Source organism: Enterobacter sp. SGAir0187 (genome assembly GCF_002952735.2).
Classification (GTDB): Bacteria; Pseudomonadota; Gammaproteobacteria; order Enterobacterales; family Enterobacteriaceae; genus Enterobacter; species Enterobacter quasiroggenkampii.
Map to the genome: position 1 here is coordinate 3,205,708 of NZ_CP025034.2, position 14,257 is coordinate 3,219,964.

A 14,257-nucleotide genomic window follows, 5' to 3' on the forward strand; every position below is an offset into this window, starting at 1 on the left:
ACGTGCGCGCTGGTGCCCTCACCCCAACCCTCTCCCACGGGGAGAGGGCGCAAAAACAAAAAACGGTAACCTGAGTTACCGTTTTGCTTTTATCACCGCAACTGCTGCTGACGAATCGTGGCTTTTACCAGACGCCAGGCGCTCCAGGCACCAAATCCACGGCGCGCCCAGCGGATCAGCATATTTGGATGACGAACCGTCCAGATAGCCATCACGCTGCTGCCGACCAGCGCCCATGAACGCAGGCTCAGGAAGGTGTTCCAGCCCCGGTCAAACCGTCGCGTCGCGTCAATCCAGTCGCGGCGGCTCGCCGACAGATCCAGCCGTTGCTGCTGGATCTGGCTTAGCAGGTACGCTTTTCGCTTTTGACGTTCGGCTTTACCGCTCACGGCTTGTCATCCTCCAGCAGGGCGCGATCGTTAGCCAGCTCCTGACGCGTATGGCGCAGGAACGTGGATTTACGCGCTTTACGCAGCGTCCAGATACCGCCAATCAACGCGGCGACCAGCAGAACGACGGTGGTGGCAATCATCGCGTTAAGACGATACTGCGGGTCAATGGCCCAGATGATTAACACCATCAGGCTCATCAGACCAAACGCGGCGAAGAGCATGGTCAGTCCAAGCATCAGCAGCATCTGGAAGAGGTTGGCTTTCTCCTCTTCCAGCTCCACCACTGCCAGCCGGACGCGCGTTTCGGCAATCCCGACCAGCGTCGTTAAAATACGCTGGCCGATGCCGAGGACGTTGTTAGCAGGCCCTTGTGCGTGACGAGGATCTTCCATATCAACGACGCGTCAGCAGGACACCCAGTACCACACCCACTGCGGCACCAATCCCTACGCCCGTCCATGGATTATCACGCACGTATTCGTCCGCACGCGCGGCCGCTTCGCGGGTCTGTTTTGCCAGTGCATCACCGGTTTCACCCAGGCGATAGCGGCTCTCCTTGAGCGCCTGCTCCGCTTTGCTGCGCAGCTTGCTGACCTCTTCTTTTGACTTGTCAGCAGAGGAGTTCAGCACCTCTTCAAGGGTATCGGCCAGGGATTTCAGTTCAGCGCGCAGATGTTCAGACGTCGTATCTTTTGACATGATTCTCTCCTGTTGAGATTTCCGTTAACTCAATAATCGCGAGCTTCCAGCGCTTTCAGGTCGTCCTGCGCTTCTTTCAACTTCTTCTCGCGCTTAGCAATTTTTTCCGCATCCCCTTTCTCTTTCGCTTCCTGCAGGTCGCGACGGCGCTCGGCTATCTCGTCCTTCTGTTCAGCGATTTTCTTCTGGTGGTCGGCACGCAGCTTGCTGTCTGAACAGTTCGCTTTCACTTCGCTCAGCGCTTTTTTGAGACCATCAACACGGTGCTGATTGTTATGCTTTTCGGCATAACCGATCTCACGCTGAATATCCTGTTCTTTCTCCTGACAGAGAGAATTGGCGAAGGATGCTGTGCTTAAAGAAAAAAGGGCCAAAGCCAGAGTCATGCGGAATTTCATTATCGAAACCTTCCATTGTGTTGCGGCGTAAGCCGCTATCCAAAGTTATGCGGAGTACAGTCGAGGGGTGCTCCGCGTACTTAAGCATAGTAAGTAAACGGGGGATTCACCAAAGTGAGTGAAAAGATTCGGAATCCTGGTAATTATCCAAATCGATGCGACGTATCGCGAATCAGCGACAGCCAGGCTGCTGGCTGGCTGTCATCTTCCTGCTGAGCAATGATATACCCCTGCGGCAGCGTACGGTCGAGAACCACTTTTGCGGCGGCACTTTGCGCACGGGAATCAAACTTGATCAGTAAAACATCGTCCTGCGGGGTGATGCTCTTAAAACGTATCCCGTTCGCATCCAGATGATGCCAGACAGAAAAACCGTCAGGCACGCTGGCACCCTGGTTCACCGGGCGAATGGCCAGCGTGGATTCCTGGTGCGAAAGCGCGCTCCATACCAGCAGCATGGCGCTGAGCACCACCAGCGTCATCACGGCACAGGCAAAACGGCGCAGGGCGAGCGGTGAGATAGCCATCGTTAGCCTCTGGCTCCGTATTTCTTTTTCCACAGCACGACCAGGGAACCGATCAGGCCGAAGACCAGCAGCACAACGGGCAGCAGCATCAGGCAGGACATCAACTGGTCTTCATATTTCATAAAGACTGGCGTTTTACCCAACGCATAGCCGAGCGTCGTGAGAATCAGTACCCACAGCAGGCCGCTCATCCAGTTAAAGAACTGGAAGCGCGCGCTGCTCAGCCCCGACAGACCGGCAATGGTAGGCAACAGGGTGCGTACAAAGGCGATAAAGCGGCCAATCAGCAGCGCGGAAAGCCCGTGCTTATGGAAAAGGTGGTGCGCCCGCTGGTGATAATGTGCAGGCAGGTGCGAGAGCCAGTTCTGGACGATCCGGGTATTGCCCAGCCATCTTCCCTGTATGTAGCTCACCCAGCAGCCGAGGCTGGCCGCGACGGTCAGTAACAAAATAGTTTGCGGGAATGCCATCGCCCCTTTGGCGCACAGCACGCCGACAAGCACCAGTAAACTGTCACCGGGCAGGAAAGCAGCAGGCAGCAAGCCGTTCTCAAGGAACAGGATCATAAACAAGACGAAATAGAGCATGCCAATCATGGAAGGGTTGGCCAGCGTTTCAAAATCCTGCGCCCAGAGGGCATGCAGTAGTTGGGTCAAAAGTTCCATTCAGTGTTCCTGGAAATCGGTTAACGTCATGCCTGTTATCCGGGACAAACAGCACGGCGACATGGTTGTGATTTCATTATGGTCGCTCGCGGACACATTACGGTGTGGCCAACACTGTTCCCTGTTAATTGGCTGGTTAGCAAGCACTAACTTACAAAATAACGAAGTGAATCCAATTGTAACAAAGCCCAACGTTCTGCGTCACAGAATTTGCAGGCGTGAGTTGATTTTGGCGTAAGCCCAGAAAGTGAGCGAGGGGATTTACAAAGGCTGACACTATATATGTTTTGCTTACCCACGTTCGCCGGAAGGCGCAGCGAAGCGCCTGCCAGCGGGAAAGTCATCTATTTTGCGGTACTGGGGACCGTATCGAGATGAACAACGGGATTATCGGCGAAAAGATAGCGGTCAGCGTTAAATTCGAAGTCGTCGCTGGTTTCATTGAACAGCATCTGCTTAGTGTTTTCCAGGTGCTGCCACATCGCCAGCTTAGCGGCGTGCGGATCTTTACGAATCAGCGCCTTAAGGATTTGATCGTGATCGTCACACCAGTTGTCGACGGTACGGGAATCGATATGGTCGTGCAGTTTTTTCCAGTATGGGTTGTGAACGCGCTGAGTCCACATTTTCTCAACGATTGCCGCCAGCGCTGTATTCTGGGTTGCCAGGGCGACCTGGACGTGGAACTGCAGATCCCACTCAGAATCGCGGAAACATTTTTCCTTACGGGCATTCTCCTGGATTTCCATCAGCTTCATGATGTCCTGCTTGGTCACCTGCGTCGCCGCAAATTCGGCAATGTTGCTTTCAATCAGCTGGCGAGCCTGGAGCAGCTCAAACGGACCATAGCTGGCAAATTCCAGACTTTCGTCCGCGACGGGCGAGTGTTTCGGCAGATTGGAAATGACGTGAATGCCGGAGCCTTTGCGTACCTCAACGTAGCCTTCTACTTCCAGCATGATAATCGCTTCGCGCACCACGGTGCGGCTGACGCTTTTTTCATCCGCGATGAAGCGCTCGGCGGGCAGTTTATCACCGACAAGATAGACCCCTTGCTCGATGCGATCTTTCAGCTCCGCAGCAAGTTGTTGATATAAACGACGTGGTTCGGTGATTTCCATATGCGCTCCAGGCAGGGTACGGCAGATGATTTGTTATACCACTTTTGCGTGCCACTCTCCAGATTTGCCATTAAAAAAGCCGCTACTGAGCGGCCTTTAAATGCCGGGTGGCGCTGCGCTTACCCGGCCTACGATTTTATTGGGTTTTGTAGGCCGGGTCAGGCGAAGCCGCCACCCGGCACAGCGGTGTTAACTCTGCGTCGCCGGTTTTCCGAGCGACTCTTTCGCCAGCTCCTCTGCCGATTTGCTTTTCAGCACCGTCCAGATCACCACCGCGCCCAGCAGGTCGAAGATAGCCAGCACGGCGAACAGCGGGCTGAAGCCGATGGTATCTGCCAGCGCGCCGACGACCAGCGCAAACATCGTACTCGCGGTCCAGGCGGCCATTCCGGTCAGGCCGTTGGCGGTGGCCACTTCGTTACGACCAAAGACGTCAGACGAGAGCGTAATCAGCGCGCCGGACAGGGACTGGTGCGCAAAACCACCGATGCACAGCAGGGCGATGGCCACGTACGGGCTGGTGAACAGACCGATCATGCCCGGGCCAATCATCAGCAGTGCGCCCATGGTGACCACCATCTTACGGGAAACGATCAGGTTCACGCCAAACCAGCGCTGGAACAGCGGTGGCAGGTAGCCGCCCACGATACAGCCCAGGTCAGCGAACAGCATGGGCATCCAGGCGAACATCGCGATCTCTTTCAGGTTAAAGCCGTAGACTTTAAACATGAACAGCGGGATCCACGCGTTAAAGGTCCCCCAGGCCGGTTCTGCCAGGAAGCGCGGCAGGGCGATACCCCAGAACTGACGAGTGCCCAGGATCTGCCAGACGGTCATTTTCTTGCCGTTGTTGGTCTGATGCTGTGCTTCCTGACCACCAATGATGTACTCGCGTTCTTCTTCGGAGAGTTTTTTCTGATCGCGCGGATGCTTATAGAAAACCAGCCACGCGATTGCCCAGGCGAAGCTCAGCACGCCGGAGATGATGAAGGCCATCTGCCAGCTGTGCATCACGATAGCCCACACCACCAGCGGTGGCGCAATCATTGCCCCGATGGACGAGCCCACGTTGAAGTAGCCAACAGCGATAGAGCGCTCTTTTGCCGGGAACCACTCGGAGCTGGCTTTCAGGCCCGCCGGGATCATCGCAGCTTCTGCCGCACCGACCGCACCGCGCGCCAGCGCCAGGCCGCCCCAGCTTCCCGCCAGCGCGGTGGCTCCGCAGAACACCGCCCAGGCGATGGCGAAGAAGGCATAACCGATTTTGGTACCGAGGATATCCAGCACATAGCCTGCAACTGGCTGCATGATGGTATACGCCGCGGAATAGGCGGCAATGATGTAGGAGTATTGCTGTGTGGAGATATGCAGCTCTTCCATTAACGTCGGCGCTGCGGCTGCCACGGTGTTACGTGTCAGGTAGCCCAGCACGGTGCCTAACGTCACCAGTGCGATCATATACCAACGTAACCCTTTAATTTTACGCATCTAAAACCTCATCGTTATGTTATGTCCGCGCCAGAGCACGGCAACTTCTCAACCGTTTCCAGGAGCAGTTGTGTAACGGGAGGGGCGTAACCGGAAGCATGTTCCGGAACGGCCCGAACCTTGCCATAAGTAAGCGTGCATAAGTCGGTATCCGTACCGTTAAACCCGATGCCTCTCACACCGGTAATGCATTCCGTCGGCTTAGCGTTTGCGACGGCGAAAAGATAACTTGTCATACAACTTTAAAAGGTGAGTGACATCACAAATGTATGATTCTTTGTAGGGACATTAATCGCTGCGCGCAAAGCCAGTAATGGCGCGGCCTGTAGAAGGGTTTACGCCTTAGAGGGTAATTTATTTGTTAGCGTTTATTGATCTCACTCACGAAAAAAGCTTCGGTGGCTGGAAATTGGTGTGATAACTTTGCAGCATATGAACATACGCTTTCTGACGCTCCCGTAATGAGGAAGACGATAATGACGCCGTTTATGACCGACGATTTTCTGTTAGATACCGAATTTGCTCGCCGCCTGTACCACGACTACGCAAAAGACCAGCCAATTTTCGACTACCACTGCCATCTGCCGCCGCAGCAGGTTGCCGAAAATTACCGTTTCAAAAACCTGTATGATATCTGGCTGAAGGGTGACCACTACAAATGGCGCGCCATGCGCACCAACGGTGTGGCGGAACGCCTGTGCACCGGCGATGCGACCGATCGCGAGAAGTTTGACGCCTGGGCGGCGACCGTCCCGCACACCATCGGTAACCCGCTCTATCACTGGACGCACCTTGAGCTGCGTCGCCCGTTTGGCATCACCGGAAAACTGCTCTCCCCAACGACCGCCGATGAAATCTGGGAGCGGTGCAATGCGCTGCTGGCTGAGGAGAACTTCTCCGCGCGCGGCATCATGAAGCAGATGAACGTGAAGATGGTCGGCACCACCGACGATCCGATTGACTCCCTGGAGCATCATGCCGTTGTCGCCAAAGACACTTCTTTTGATATCAAAGTGCTGCCAAGCTGGCGCCCGGACAAAGCCTTCAACATTGAGCAGGCCACGTTTAACGACTACATGGCGAAGCTGGCGGAAGTGTCCGATACCGACATCCGTCGTTTCGCCGATCTGCAAACCGCGCTGACCAAACGTCTGGATCACTTCGCGGCGCACGGCTGTAAAGTCTCTGACCACGCGCTGGACGTCGTGCTGTTCGCGGAATCAAACGAAGCCGAGCTGGACAGCATTCTGGCGCGTCGCCTGTCCGGTGAATCGCTTAGCGAGCACGAAGTGGCGCAGTTCAAAACGGCGGTGCTGGTGTTCCTCGGTGCGGAATACGCGCGTCGCGGCTGGGTACAGCAGTACCACATCGGTGCGCTGCGCAATAACAACCAGCGTCAGTTTAAGCTGCTGGGCGCGGACGTGGGCTTTGACTCCATCAACGACCGTCCGCTGGCGGAAGAGCTGTCAAAACTGCTGAGCAAACAGAACGAACAAAACCTGCTGCCGAAAACCATTCTCTACTGCCTGAACCCGCGCGATAACGAAGTGCTGGGCACCATGATCGGCAACTTCCAGGGCGAAGGGATGCCGGGCAAGATGCAGTTCGGCTCCGGCTGGTGGTTCAACGATCAGAAAGACGGCATGGAGCGTCAGATGACGCAGCTGGCGCAGCTTGGCCTGCTGAGCCGCTTTGTCGGCATGCTGACCGACAGCCGCAGCTTCCTGTCCTATACCCGTCATGAATACTTCCGCCGCATTCTGTGCCAGATGATTGGCCGCTGGGTGCACGCAGGCGAAGCGCCGGCGGATATCCAGCTGCTGGGCGACATGGTGAGAAACATCTGCTTTAACAATGCGCGTGACTACTTCGCCATTGAACTGAACTAAGGCCGTTTGAGGTTGATATGCAATACATCAAAATCCATTCGCTTGATAACGTGGCCGTCGCGCTGACGGATCTCGCTGAAGGCGACGTGGTGACCGTTGATAACCAGAGCGTCACCCTGCGTCAGGCGATTGCTCGCGGACACAAGTTTGCCGTGAAGCCTCTCGCGAAAGGGGACAACGTCATTAAGTACGGTCTTCCGATTGGGCATGCGCTGGCGGATATCGTGCCGGGTGAACATCTTCATTCCCATAATACCCGCACCAATCTGAGCGATCTGGACGAGTACAGCTATCAACCTGATTTACCTGGGGCACAAGAGCAGGCGGCGGATCGTGACGTGCAGATCTACCGCCGCGCCAGCGGCGACGTGGGGATCCGCAACGAGCTATGGATCCTCCCGACCGTCGGCTGCGTAAACGGGATTGCGCGTCAGATCCAGACGCGCTTCCTGAAAGAGACCAACAATGCCGAAGGCACCGACGGCGTGCTTCTGTTCAGCCACACCTACGGCTGCTCCCAACTGGGTGACGACCACATTAACACCCGCACCATGCTGCAAAACATGGTGCGTCACCCGAACGCGGGGGCGGTGCTGGTGATCGGCCTGGGCTGCGAGAACAATCAGGTGGACGCCTTCCGCGAGACGCTCGGTGAGTTTGACCCTGAGCGCGTGCATTTTATGGTGTGTCAGCACCAGGATGACGAAGTGGAGGCGGGCGTTGAGCAGCTTCATCAGCTTTATGACGTGATGCGCCACGACAAGCGCGAGCCGGGCAAGCTGAGCGAGCTGAAGTTTGGTCTGGAGTGCGGCGGGTCTGACGGCCTGTCCGGTATCACCGCCAACCCGATGCTGGGGCGCTTCTCGGACTATGTGATCGCCAACGGCGGCACGACGGTGTTGACCGAGGTGCCGGAGATGTTCGGTGCGGAACGTATTCTGATGAGCCACTGCCGCGACGAAGAGACGTTTGAGAAGACCGTCACCATGGTGAACGACTTCAAACAGTACTTCATTGCCCACAATCAGCCCATCTATGAGAACCCGTCTCCGGGTAACAAAGCGGGTGGGATCACCACGCTGGAAGAGAAATCCCTCGGCTGCACCCAGAAAGCGGGCGCGAGTCAGGTGGTTGACATTCTCCGTTACGGCGAGCGCCTGAAAACGCACGGTCTGAACCTGCTGAGCGCGCCGGGTAACGATGCGGTCGCCACCAGCGCGCTGGCGGGAGCCGGCTGCCATATGGTGTTGTTCAGCACCGGTCGCGGCACGCCGTACGGCGGTTTTGTGCCGACGGTGAAAATCGCCACCAACAGCGAGCTGGCGGCGAAGAAAAAACACTGGATCGACTTTGATGCCGGGCAGCTTATCCACGGCAAGGCGATGCCGCAGCTGCTGACGGAATTCGTGGATGCGATTGTGGAATTTGCCAACGGCAGGCAGACCTGCAACGAGAAGAATGACTTCCGCGAGCTGGCGATCTTTAAGAGCGGTGTGACGCTTTAAGTACTTTGTCGGGTGGCGCTAGCGCTTACCCGACCTACTAAATCCTGTAAGCCCGGTAAGGCGTAGCCGCCACCGGGCTTTTGTTTTTAACCTCGCAGGGCGTTCTTCGCTAAACGCGCGTCTTCCGCCTGACAGGCCGCCGCGGTAAACAGCACGTCGGTAGAGGAGTTCAGCGCGGTTTCGCAGGAGTCCTGCAGCACGCCGATGATAAAGCCGACGGCAACCACCTGCATGGCGATTTCGTTCGGGATACCGAACATATTACACGCCAGCGGGATCAGCAGCAGCGAACCGCCCGCCACGCCGGATGCGCCACAGGCGCACAGCGAGGCCACCACGCTCAGCAGCAGCGCGGTTGGCAGATCCACCGGAATACCCAGCGTATGCACCGCCGCCAGGGTCAGTACAGTGATCGTAATCGCCGCACCCGCCATGTTCACGGTCGCACCCAGTGGGATCGACACGGAATAGGTATCGCGATCCAGGTTCAGCTTCTCCGCCAGCGCCATGTTCACCGGTATGTTCGCCGCAGAGCTGCGGGTGAAGAAGGCATACACGCCGCTCTCGCGCAGGCAGGTCAGCACCAGCGGATACGGGTTGCGGCGGATCTGCCAGAACACCAGCAGCGGGTTGATCACCAGCGCCACCAGCAGCATACAGCCGACCAGCACAACCAGCAGTTGCGCGTAGCCCCACAGCGCGTCAAAACCGGTGGTTGCCAGCGTGGAGGAGACCAGGCCGAAAATACCGATTGGCGCAAAGCGAATCACCAGCTTTACCATAAAGGTGACAGCGTTGGACAAATCGTTGACCAGGTTTTTCGTGGTCTCGTTGCCGTGACGCAGCGCGAAGCCCAGACCAATCGCCCAGACCAGGATGCCAATGTAGTTTCCGCTCATCAGCGCGGTGATGGGGTTAGAGACCATGCTCATCAGCAGACCGCGAAGGACTTCCACAATCCCGGATGGCGGCGTGATATCACCGGCCGCGCTGGTCAGGTGCAGCGTGGACGGGAACAGGAAGCTAAACACCACGGCCGTTAAGGCTGCAGAGAAGGTTCCCAGAAGATACAGGAACAGAATAGGGCGAATGTTGGTTTTTTGTCCGTGCTGGTGGTTGGCAATCGATGCCATGACCAGCATCAGAACCAGTACCGGCGCGACGGCTTTCAGGGCGCCCACAAACAGCGTCCCGAGCAGCCCCGTGGCCTCCGCAGCAGGTTTTGACACCATGGCCAGCAGAATACCCAGCACCAGTCCTACCAGAATTTGTTTAACCAGACTTCCCTGCGCCAGGCGCGCAAAAAGACCCGTCGATTGTGTGCTCATACATTATTCCTGAGTGAAATTGCGTTCCATCCTGGATGTGCTCTAAGTCACATTTATGTCCGGATGTAAGTAAATGTTTGCCTGGTTGAGTATTAGGGAAAGTGCGAGAGGAGGGAAGCGTAAAATGCTGGATTTTACGTGTTGCATCATATTTTTTAACTACCGCGTTACGAAAGTGTGTTCACCCTCTCCCAGTGGGAGAGGGCCGGGGTGAGGGGATTACTCCACCTGCTGCTTCTTATCGTGCTGGCGGTTAACCCAGGTATTGATAATCAGCGTCACGATCAGAATGCCAAACACCACGCCGAGCGAAATGGCGATCGGAATATGGTAGAAATCGACGATCAGCATCTTGATACCGATAAACACCAGGATCACCGACAGACCGTACTTCAGCATCGAGAAGCGCTCCGCCGCGCCCGCCAGCAGGAAGTACATCGCACGCAGGCCGAGAATGGCGAACAGGTTTGAGGTCAGGACGATGAACGGGTCGGTGGTCACCGCGAAGATAGCCGGGATGCTGTCTACGGCGAAAATCACGTCGCTCAGCTCAACCAGGATCAGCACCAGCAGCAGCGGGGTGGCAAACAGCAGGCCGTTCTTGCGTACGAAGAAGTGCTCGCTCTCGATCTTGTCGGTCATGCGCAGATGGCTGCGGATCCACTTCACCAGCGGGCGATCACCAATCGCAGAGCCGTCCTCTTTCGCCAGCGCCATTTTGACCCCGGTGAACAGCAGGAACGCGCCGAAGACGTACAGCAGCCATTCGAACTGGGTAATCAGCCAGCTGCCGGCGAAGATCATGATGGTACGCAGGATAATTGCACCCAGCACGCCGTAGACCAGCACGCGGCGCTGCAGGGCCGCAGGCACGGCGAAATAGCTGAACAGCATCAGCCAGACGAAGACGTTATCGACCGCCAGGGCTTTTTCAATCAGATAGCCGGTGAGGAAGGCGAGGGCCTGAGGATCGGCCACCGCGCGGCCTTCGGTCGAAGCCAGATACCACCAGAAGGCGGCACAGAAGAGCAGGGAGAGGGTGACCCACACCAGCGACCAGGCCGCAGCCTGTTTCATGGTCATGCCGTGCGCGCCGCGACGCCCCTGTAAAAAGAGGTCGATCGCCAGCATGATGAGCACGACAACCGCGAATCCGCCCCACAACATGGGAGTGCCGACAGAATGCATACTATTTTCCTTACACATAAAAAACAAAAACGGCCATGGTCAGAAGACGATAGCCGCTAGCTTTTTATGCATAGACCTCGCCTTCCGGCAAGGTCTCACTTACAACCACGAGGGTTGCCCGGCGACCGGATGCGATATTGCACGCATCGTAATGACGATCCACCGGCGAAGAAGTTACTCCCCTTTGCAGGTAACAAAATATGTCAGACCATCGGTTTCGTCAATGGTCTGCGCCGTTTCATTACACAGCTTTACGCGATAACTTCCGCGCTCACGCCGTCTGCCGGGAATACCACGCCGGTCTGACGGCGGATCTCCGTTTGCAGCTTCGCCGTGGTGCGGCTCACCGCAAGGCCTGGGTGATTCACTTCGTTGTCTTCCACCAGACGGGCGAAGACCTCTGCCTCATAGAGCATAGTGTTAATATGCTGAGGCTGCGTCAGCTCCTGCGCTTTGCCGCCGCGCGGCACGAAGCTTACCTTCTGGCACTCGGAGATCTTCTCGATGACCAGCGAGCCCGCTTCGCCCTGAATTTCGCTCGGCAGCACGGAATCACTCACCTTGGAGTGCTGCAGCGTGACGCTGAAATCACCGTAATCCAGCACCGCGACACCGTGCGCATCCACGCCGCTCTCCAGCAGGCTGGCGGTGGCCGTGACGCCGTGCGGCTCGCCCCACAGGGCCACGGCAGAGGCCAGGCAATAGAAACCGATATCCATAATCGAGCCGTTAGAGAAGGCCGGATTAAAGGTGTTCGGGTTCTCGCCGTCGAGATAGCGCTGGTAGCGCGACGAGTACTGGCAGTAGTTGATAAAGGCTTTGCGCACTTTGCCCACCTTCGGCAGGGACTGCTGCAGCAGCAGGAAATTCGGCAGGCTGGCGGTTTTGAAGGCTTCGAACAGCACCACCTGGTTTTCGCGGGCAAGCGCGATGGCGGCTTCCACTTCTTCGATGTTCGACGCCAGCGGCTTCTCGCAAATCACATGCTTTTTATGGCTGAGGAACAGCTTCGTTTGCGGGAAGTGCAGGGAGTTCGGGCTGGCGATATAGACCGCGTCAATGGCGTCACTTTGCGCCATGTCATCAAGCGAGGTGAAGAGATGCTCGACGAGGTAATCGTTGGCAAAACTCTGCGCCTGCTCAAGGCTGCGGGAATAGACTGCGGTAAGTTTCAGTTTGCCGGTTTCGTGGGCGGCGTCGACGAACTGGCGCGTGATCCAGTTCGTTCCAATGACTGCGAAACGTATCATAAACGTTTACGTACTCCGTAGCGGGGAACCTTTAGCCACTGTAGCACGTCATCATGACAATTCGCGTGCGCTATTCCGCATTACCTTTTAACGATAAATGCGTAAGCCACAGACGGGTATCAAACTCCAGCTGGTGGTACTGCGGCTCCATGTGACAGCACAGGGAATAGAACGCTTTGTCGTGCTCTTTCTCTTTCAGGTGCGCCAGCTCGTGCACCACGATCATCCGCAGAAAGGCTTCCGGCGCGTTGCGGAAAACCGTCGCGACGCGGATTTCGGCCTTCGCCTTCAGCTTGCCGCCCTGCACGCGGGAGACGGCGGTGTGCAGGCCGAGCGCGTTTTTCAGCACGTGGATCTTGTTGTCGTACATCACCTTGTTGATCGGCGGGGCGCTCTTCAGATACCGGTTTTTCAGATCCTGCGTATACTGCCAGAGGGCCTTATCGGTCGCGAAATCGTGGGTGCCGGGGTAGCGTTTTTCCAGCACCGCGCCCAGCTTCTGCTCGGCAATCAGGCTGCGAACCTGAGTCAGTAAATGCTCCGGGTAGCCCTGGAGATAAGTAAGTTGGTTCATCAACGCCCCAAATCGACAATAAAACGGGTATACTCACGCACCCTTTTCAGGGATAACGCCGAAATTTTACCATTCAGGAGGGCCGATGAGCCACTTAGACAACGGTTTCCGTTCACTCAACCTTAAACGTTTCCCGGAAACGGACGACGTTAACCCGCTTCAGGCGTGGGAAGCGGCGGATGAATATCTGCTGCAGCAGTTGGATGACACTGAAATCCGCGGCCCGGTTTTGATCCTGAATGACGCGTTTGGCGCCCTGGGCTGTGCCCTGGCGGAACACACGCCGTACAGTATCGGCGACTCCTACCTGAGCGAACTGGCGACGCGTGAAAACCTGCGCCATAACGACATCGACGAATCCAGCGTGAAGTTCCTCGACAGCACCGCGGACTACCCGCAGGCGCCGGGCGTGGTGCTCATCAAAGTGCCAAAAACCATGGCGCTGCTGGATCAGCAGCTGCGCGCGCTGCGTAAGGTCATCACACCAGAAACCCGCATCATCGCGGGTGCCAAAGCGCGCGATATTCACACCTCGACGCTGGAGCTGTTCGAGAAGGTCCTTGGCCCAACCACCACGACGCTGGCCTGGAAAAAAGCGCGCCTGATCAACTGTACGTTCGCCGCACCCGAGCTGGCCGACGCGCCAGAAACGCTGAGCTGGAAGCTGGAAGGGACAGACTGGACCATCCACAACCACGCGAACGTCTTCTCCCGCACCGGTCTGGATATCGGGGCGCGTTTCTTCATGGAACATCTGCCGGAAAATCTGGAAGGGGAAATTGTCGATCTGGGCTGCGGCAACGGCGTGATCGGCCTGACGCTGCTGGCGAAGAACCCGGAGGCCAGCGTGGTGTTCAGCGACGAATCGCCGATGGCGGTGGCCTCCAGCCGTCTGAACGTAGAAACCAATATGCCGGACGCGCTGGACCGCTGCGAGTTTATGATCAACAACGCGCTGTCGGGCGTAGAGCCTTTCCGCTTCAACGCCGTGTTCTGTAACCCGCCGTTCCACCAGAAGCATGCCCTGACGGATAACGTCGCCTGGGAGATGTTCCACCACGCGCGCCGTTGCCTGAAAATTAACGGCGAGCTGTACATCGTGGCGAACCGCCACCTGGACTACTTCCACAAGCTGAAGAAGATTTTCGGTAACTGCGTCACCATTGCGACGAACAATAAGTTTGTGGTGTTGAAAGCGGTGAAACTGGGGCGCCGTCGGTAAGATCGCTTCGC

At 56.8% G+C, this 14,257-nt stretch carries 15 protein-coding genes; 3 read left to right on the top strand and 12 right to left on the bottom strand.

The features are described 5' to 3' along the window. Positions 1-92: 92 nt before the first annotated feature. The 8 genes from CWR52_RS15455 to CWR52_RS15490 all read right to left on the bottom strand — a co-directional run bounded on the left by CWR52_RS15455 (position 93) and on the right by CWR52_RS15490 (position 5,290). Entirely contained in the window at positions 93-389 is a 297-nt protein-coding gene (locus tag CWR52_RS15455) for a YqjK-like family protein (protein ID WP_008503139.1), read from the bottom strand. Then, the gene (locus CWR52_RS15460; RefSeq protein WP_014885329.1) at positions 386-784 is read right to left on the bottom strand and encodes a phage holin family protein; all 399 of its coding nucleotides are present in this window, start codon (positions 782-784) and stop codon (positions 386-388) included. Before CWR52_RS15460 ends, CWR52_RS15455 begins: the two co-directional genes overlap by 4 nt. Position 785: 1 nt before the next feature. Next, positions 786-1,091, bottom strand: coding sequence for a DUF883 family protein (locus tag CWR52_RS15465; RefSeq protein ID WP_008503141.1), 306 nt, complete (start codon positions 1,089-1,091; stop codon positions 786-788). A 29-nt stretch (positions 1,092-1,120) separates the two neighbouring features. Beyond that, entirely contained in the window at positions 1,121-1,489 is a 369-nt protein-coding gene (locus tag CWR52_RS15470; protein WP_008503142.1) for a DUF1090 domain-containing protein, read from the bottom strand. 143 nt (positions 1,490-1,632) lie between these two features. Further along, the gene (gene mzrA / locus CWR52_RS15475; protein WP_045910066.1) at positions 1,633-2,016 is read right to left on the bottom strand and encodes an EnvZ/OmpR regulon moderator MzrA; all 384 of its coding nucleotides are present in this window, start codon (positions 2,014-2,016) and stop codon (positions 1,633-1,635) included. 2 nt (positions 2,017-2,018) lie between these two features. Continuing rightward, positions 2,019-2,681 carry a DedA family general envelope maintenance protein YqjA gene (gene yqjA / locus CWR52_RS15480; RefSeq protein ID WP_008503144.1) on the bottom strand — a complete coding sequence of 221 codons (663 nt, stop codon included), beginning with the start codon at positions 2,679-2,681 and terminating at the stop codon, positions 2,019-2,021. 344 nt (positions 2,682-3,025) lie between these two features. Beyond that, positions 3,026-3,802, bottom strand: coding sequence for a transcriptional regulator ExuR (gene exuR, locus CWR52_RS15485; RefSeq protein WP_059363504.1), 777 nt, complete (start codon positions 3,800-3,802; stop codon positions 3,026-3,028). A 189-nt stretch (positions 3,803-3,991) separates the two neighbouring features. Beyond that, positions 3,992-5,290 carry an MFS transporter gene (locus tag CWR52_RS15490; protein ID WP_045910065.1) on the bottom strand — a complete coding sequence of 433 codons (1,299 nt, stop codon included), beginning with the start codon at positions 5,288-5,290 and terminating at the stop codon, positions 3,992-3,994. Positions 5,291-5,766: 476 nt separating this feature from the next. Here CWR52_RS15490 and uxaC point away from each other — a divergent pair, with 476 nt between their 5' ends. After that, positions 5,767-7,179: a glucuronate isomerase gene (gene uxaC / locus CWR52_RS15495; RefSeq protein WP_104950044.1), complete on the top strand. Its 1,413-nt coding sequence runs from the start codon at positions 5,767-5,769 to the stop codon at positions 7,177-7,179. A gap of 17 nt (positions 7,180-7,196) precedes the next feature. After that, a complete protein-coding gene (locus tag CWR52_RS15500; RefSeq protein WP_104950045.1) occupies positions 7,197-8,684 on the top strand; it encodes a UxaA family hydrolase in 1,488 nt (495 codons plus the stop codon). 86 nt (positions 8,685-8,770) lie between these two features. On the opposite strand, the gene sstT is transcribed toward CWR52_RS15500, so the two are convergent. The 4 genes from sstT to CWR52_RS15520 form a co-directional block, all read right to left on the bottom strand. After that, positions 8,771-10,012 (bottom strand): serine/threonine transporter SstT, encoded by a 1,242-nt coding sequence (sstT, locus tag CWR52_RS15505; RefSeq protein ID WP_104950046.1) that lies wholly within the window; start codon positions 10,010-10,012, stop codon positions 8,771-8,773. A gap of 219 nt (positions 10,013-10,231) precedes the next feature. Continuing rightward, complete coding sequence (locus tag CWR52_RS15510; protein ID WP_104950047.1) at positions 10,232-11,200, bottom strand: TerC family protein; 969 nt, start codon at positions 11,198-11,200, stop codon at positions 10,232-10,234. A gap of 251 nt (positions 11,201-11,451) precedes the next feature. After that, positions 11,452-12,450: a Gfo/Idh/MocA family protein gene (locus CWR52_RS15515; RefSeq protein ID WP_104950048.1), complete on the bottom strand. Its 999-nt coding sequence runs from the start codon at positions 12,448-12,450 to the stop codon at positions 11,452-11,454. A 70-nt stretch (positions 12,451-12,520) separates the two neighbouring features. Then, positions 12,521-13,024, bottom strand: a complete 504-nt coding sequence (locus CWR52_RS15520; protein ID WP_024906411.1) for a YgjP-like metallopeptidase domain-containing protein — start codon at positions 13,022-13,024, stop codon at positions 12,521-12,523. Positions 13,025-13,109: 85 nt separating this feature from the next. On the opposite strand from CWR52_RS15520, the gene rlmG reads away from it, so the two are divergent. Next, positions 13,110-14,246 carry a 23S rRNA (guanine(1835)-N(2))-methyltransferase RlmG gene (rlmG, locus tag CWR52_RS15525; RefSeq protein WP_104950049.1) on the top strand — a complete coding sequence of 379 codons (1,137 nt, stop codon included), beginning with the start codon at positions 13,110-13,112 and terminating at the stop codon, positions 14,244-14,246. Positions 14,247-14,257: the final 11 nt, after the last annotated feature.

Coding starts and splice junctions, on each gene's coding strand:
- CWR52_RS15490 (WP_045910065.1), bottom strand. CDS start 5,290: ATGCGTAAAATTAAAGGGTTACGTTGGTATATGATCGCACTGGTGACG.
- CWR52_RS15510 (WP_104950047.1), bottom strand. CDS start 11,200: ATGCATTCTGTCGGCACTCCCATGTTGTGGGGCGGATTCGCGGTTGTC.
- exuR (WP_059363504.1), bottom strand. CDS start 3,802: ATGGAAATCACCGAACCACGTCGTTTATATCAACAACTTGCTGCGGAG.
- sstT (WP_104950046.1), bottom strand. CDS start 10,012: ATGAGCACACAATCGACGGGTCTTTTTGCGCGCCTGGCGCAGGGAAGT.
- CWR52_RS15460 (WP_014885329.1), bottom strand. CDS start 784: ATGGAAGATCCTCGTCACGCACAAGGGCCTGCTAACAACGTCCTCGGC.
- mzrA (WP_045910066.1), bottom strand. CDS start 2,016: ATGGCTATCTCACCGCTCGCCCTGCGCCGTTTTGCCTGTGCCGTGATG.
- uxaC (WP_104950044.1), top strand. CDS start 5,767: ATGACGCCGTTTATGACCGACGATTTTCTGTTAGATACCGAATTTGCT.
- CWR52_RS15515 (WP_104950048.1), bottom strand. CDS start 12,450: ATGATACGTTTCGCAGTCATTGGAACGAACTGGATCACGCGCCAGTTC.
- CWR52_RS15520 (WP_024906411.1), bottom strand. CDS start 13,024: ATGAACCAACTTACTTATCTCCAGGGCTACCCGGAGCATTTACTGACT.
- CWR52_RS15500 (WP_104950045.1), top strand. CDS start 7,197: ATGCAATACATCAAAATCCATTCGCTTGATAACGTGGCCGTCGCGCTG.
- CWR52_RS15470 (WP_008503142.1), bottom strand. CDS start 1,489: ATGAAATTCCGCATGACTCTGGCTTTGGCCCTTTTTTCTTTAAGCACA.
- rlmG (WP_104950049.1), top strand. CDS start 13,110: ATGAGCCACTTAGACAACGGTTTCCGTTCACTCAACCTTAAACGTTTC.
- CWR52_RS15465 (WP_008503141.1), bottom strand. CDS start 1,091: ATGTCAAAAGATACGACGTCTGAACATCTGCGCGCTGAACTGAAATCC.
- yqjA (WP_008503144.1), bottom strand. CDS start 2,681: ATGGAACTTTTGACCCAACTACTGCATGCCCTCTGGGCGCAGGATTTT.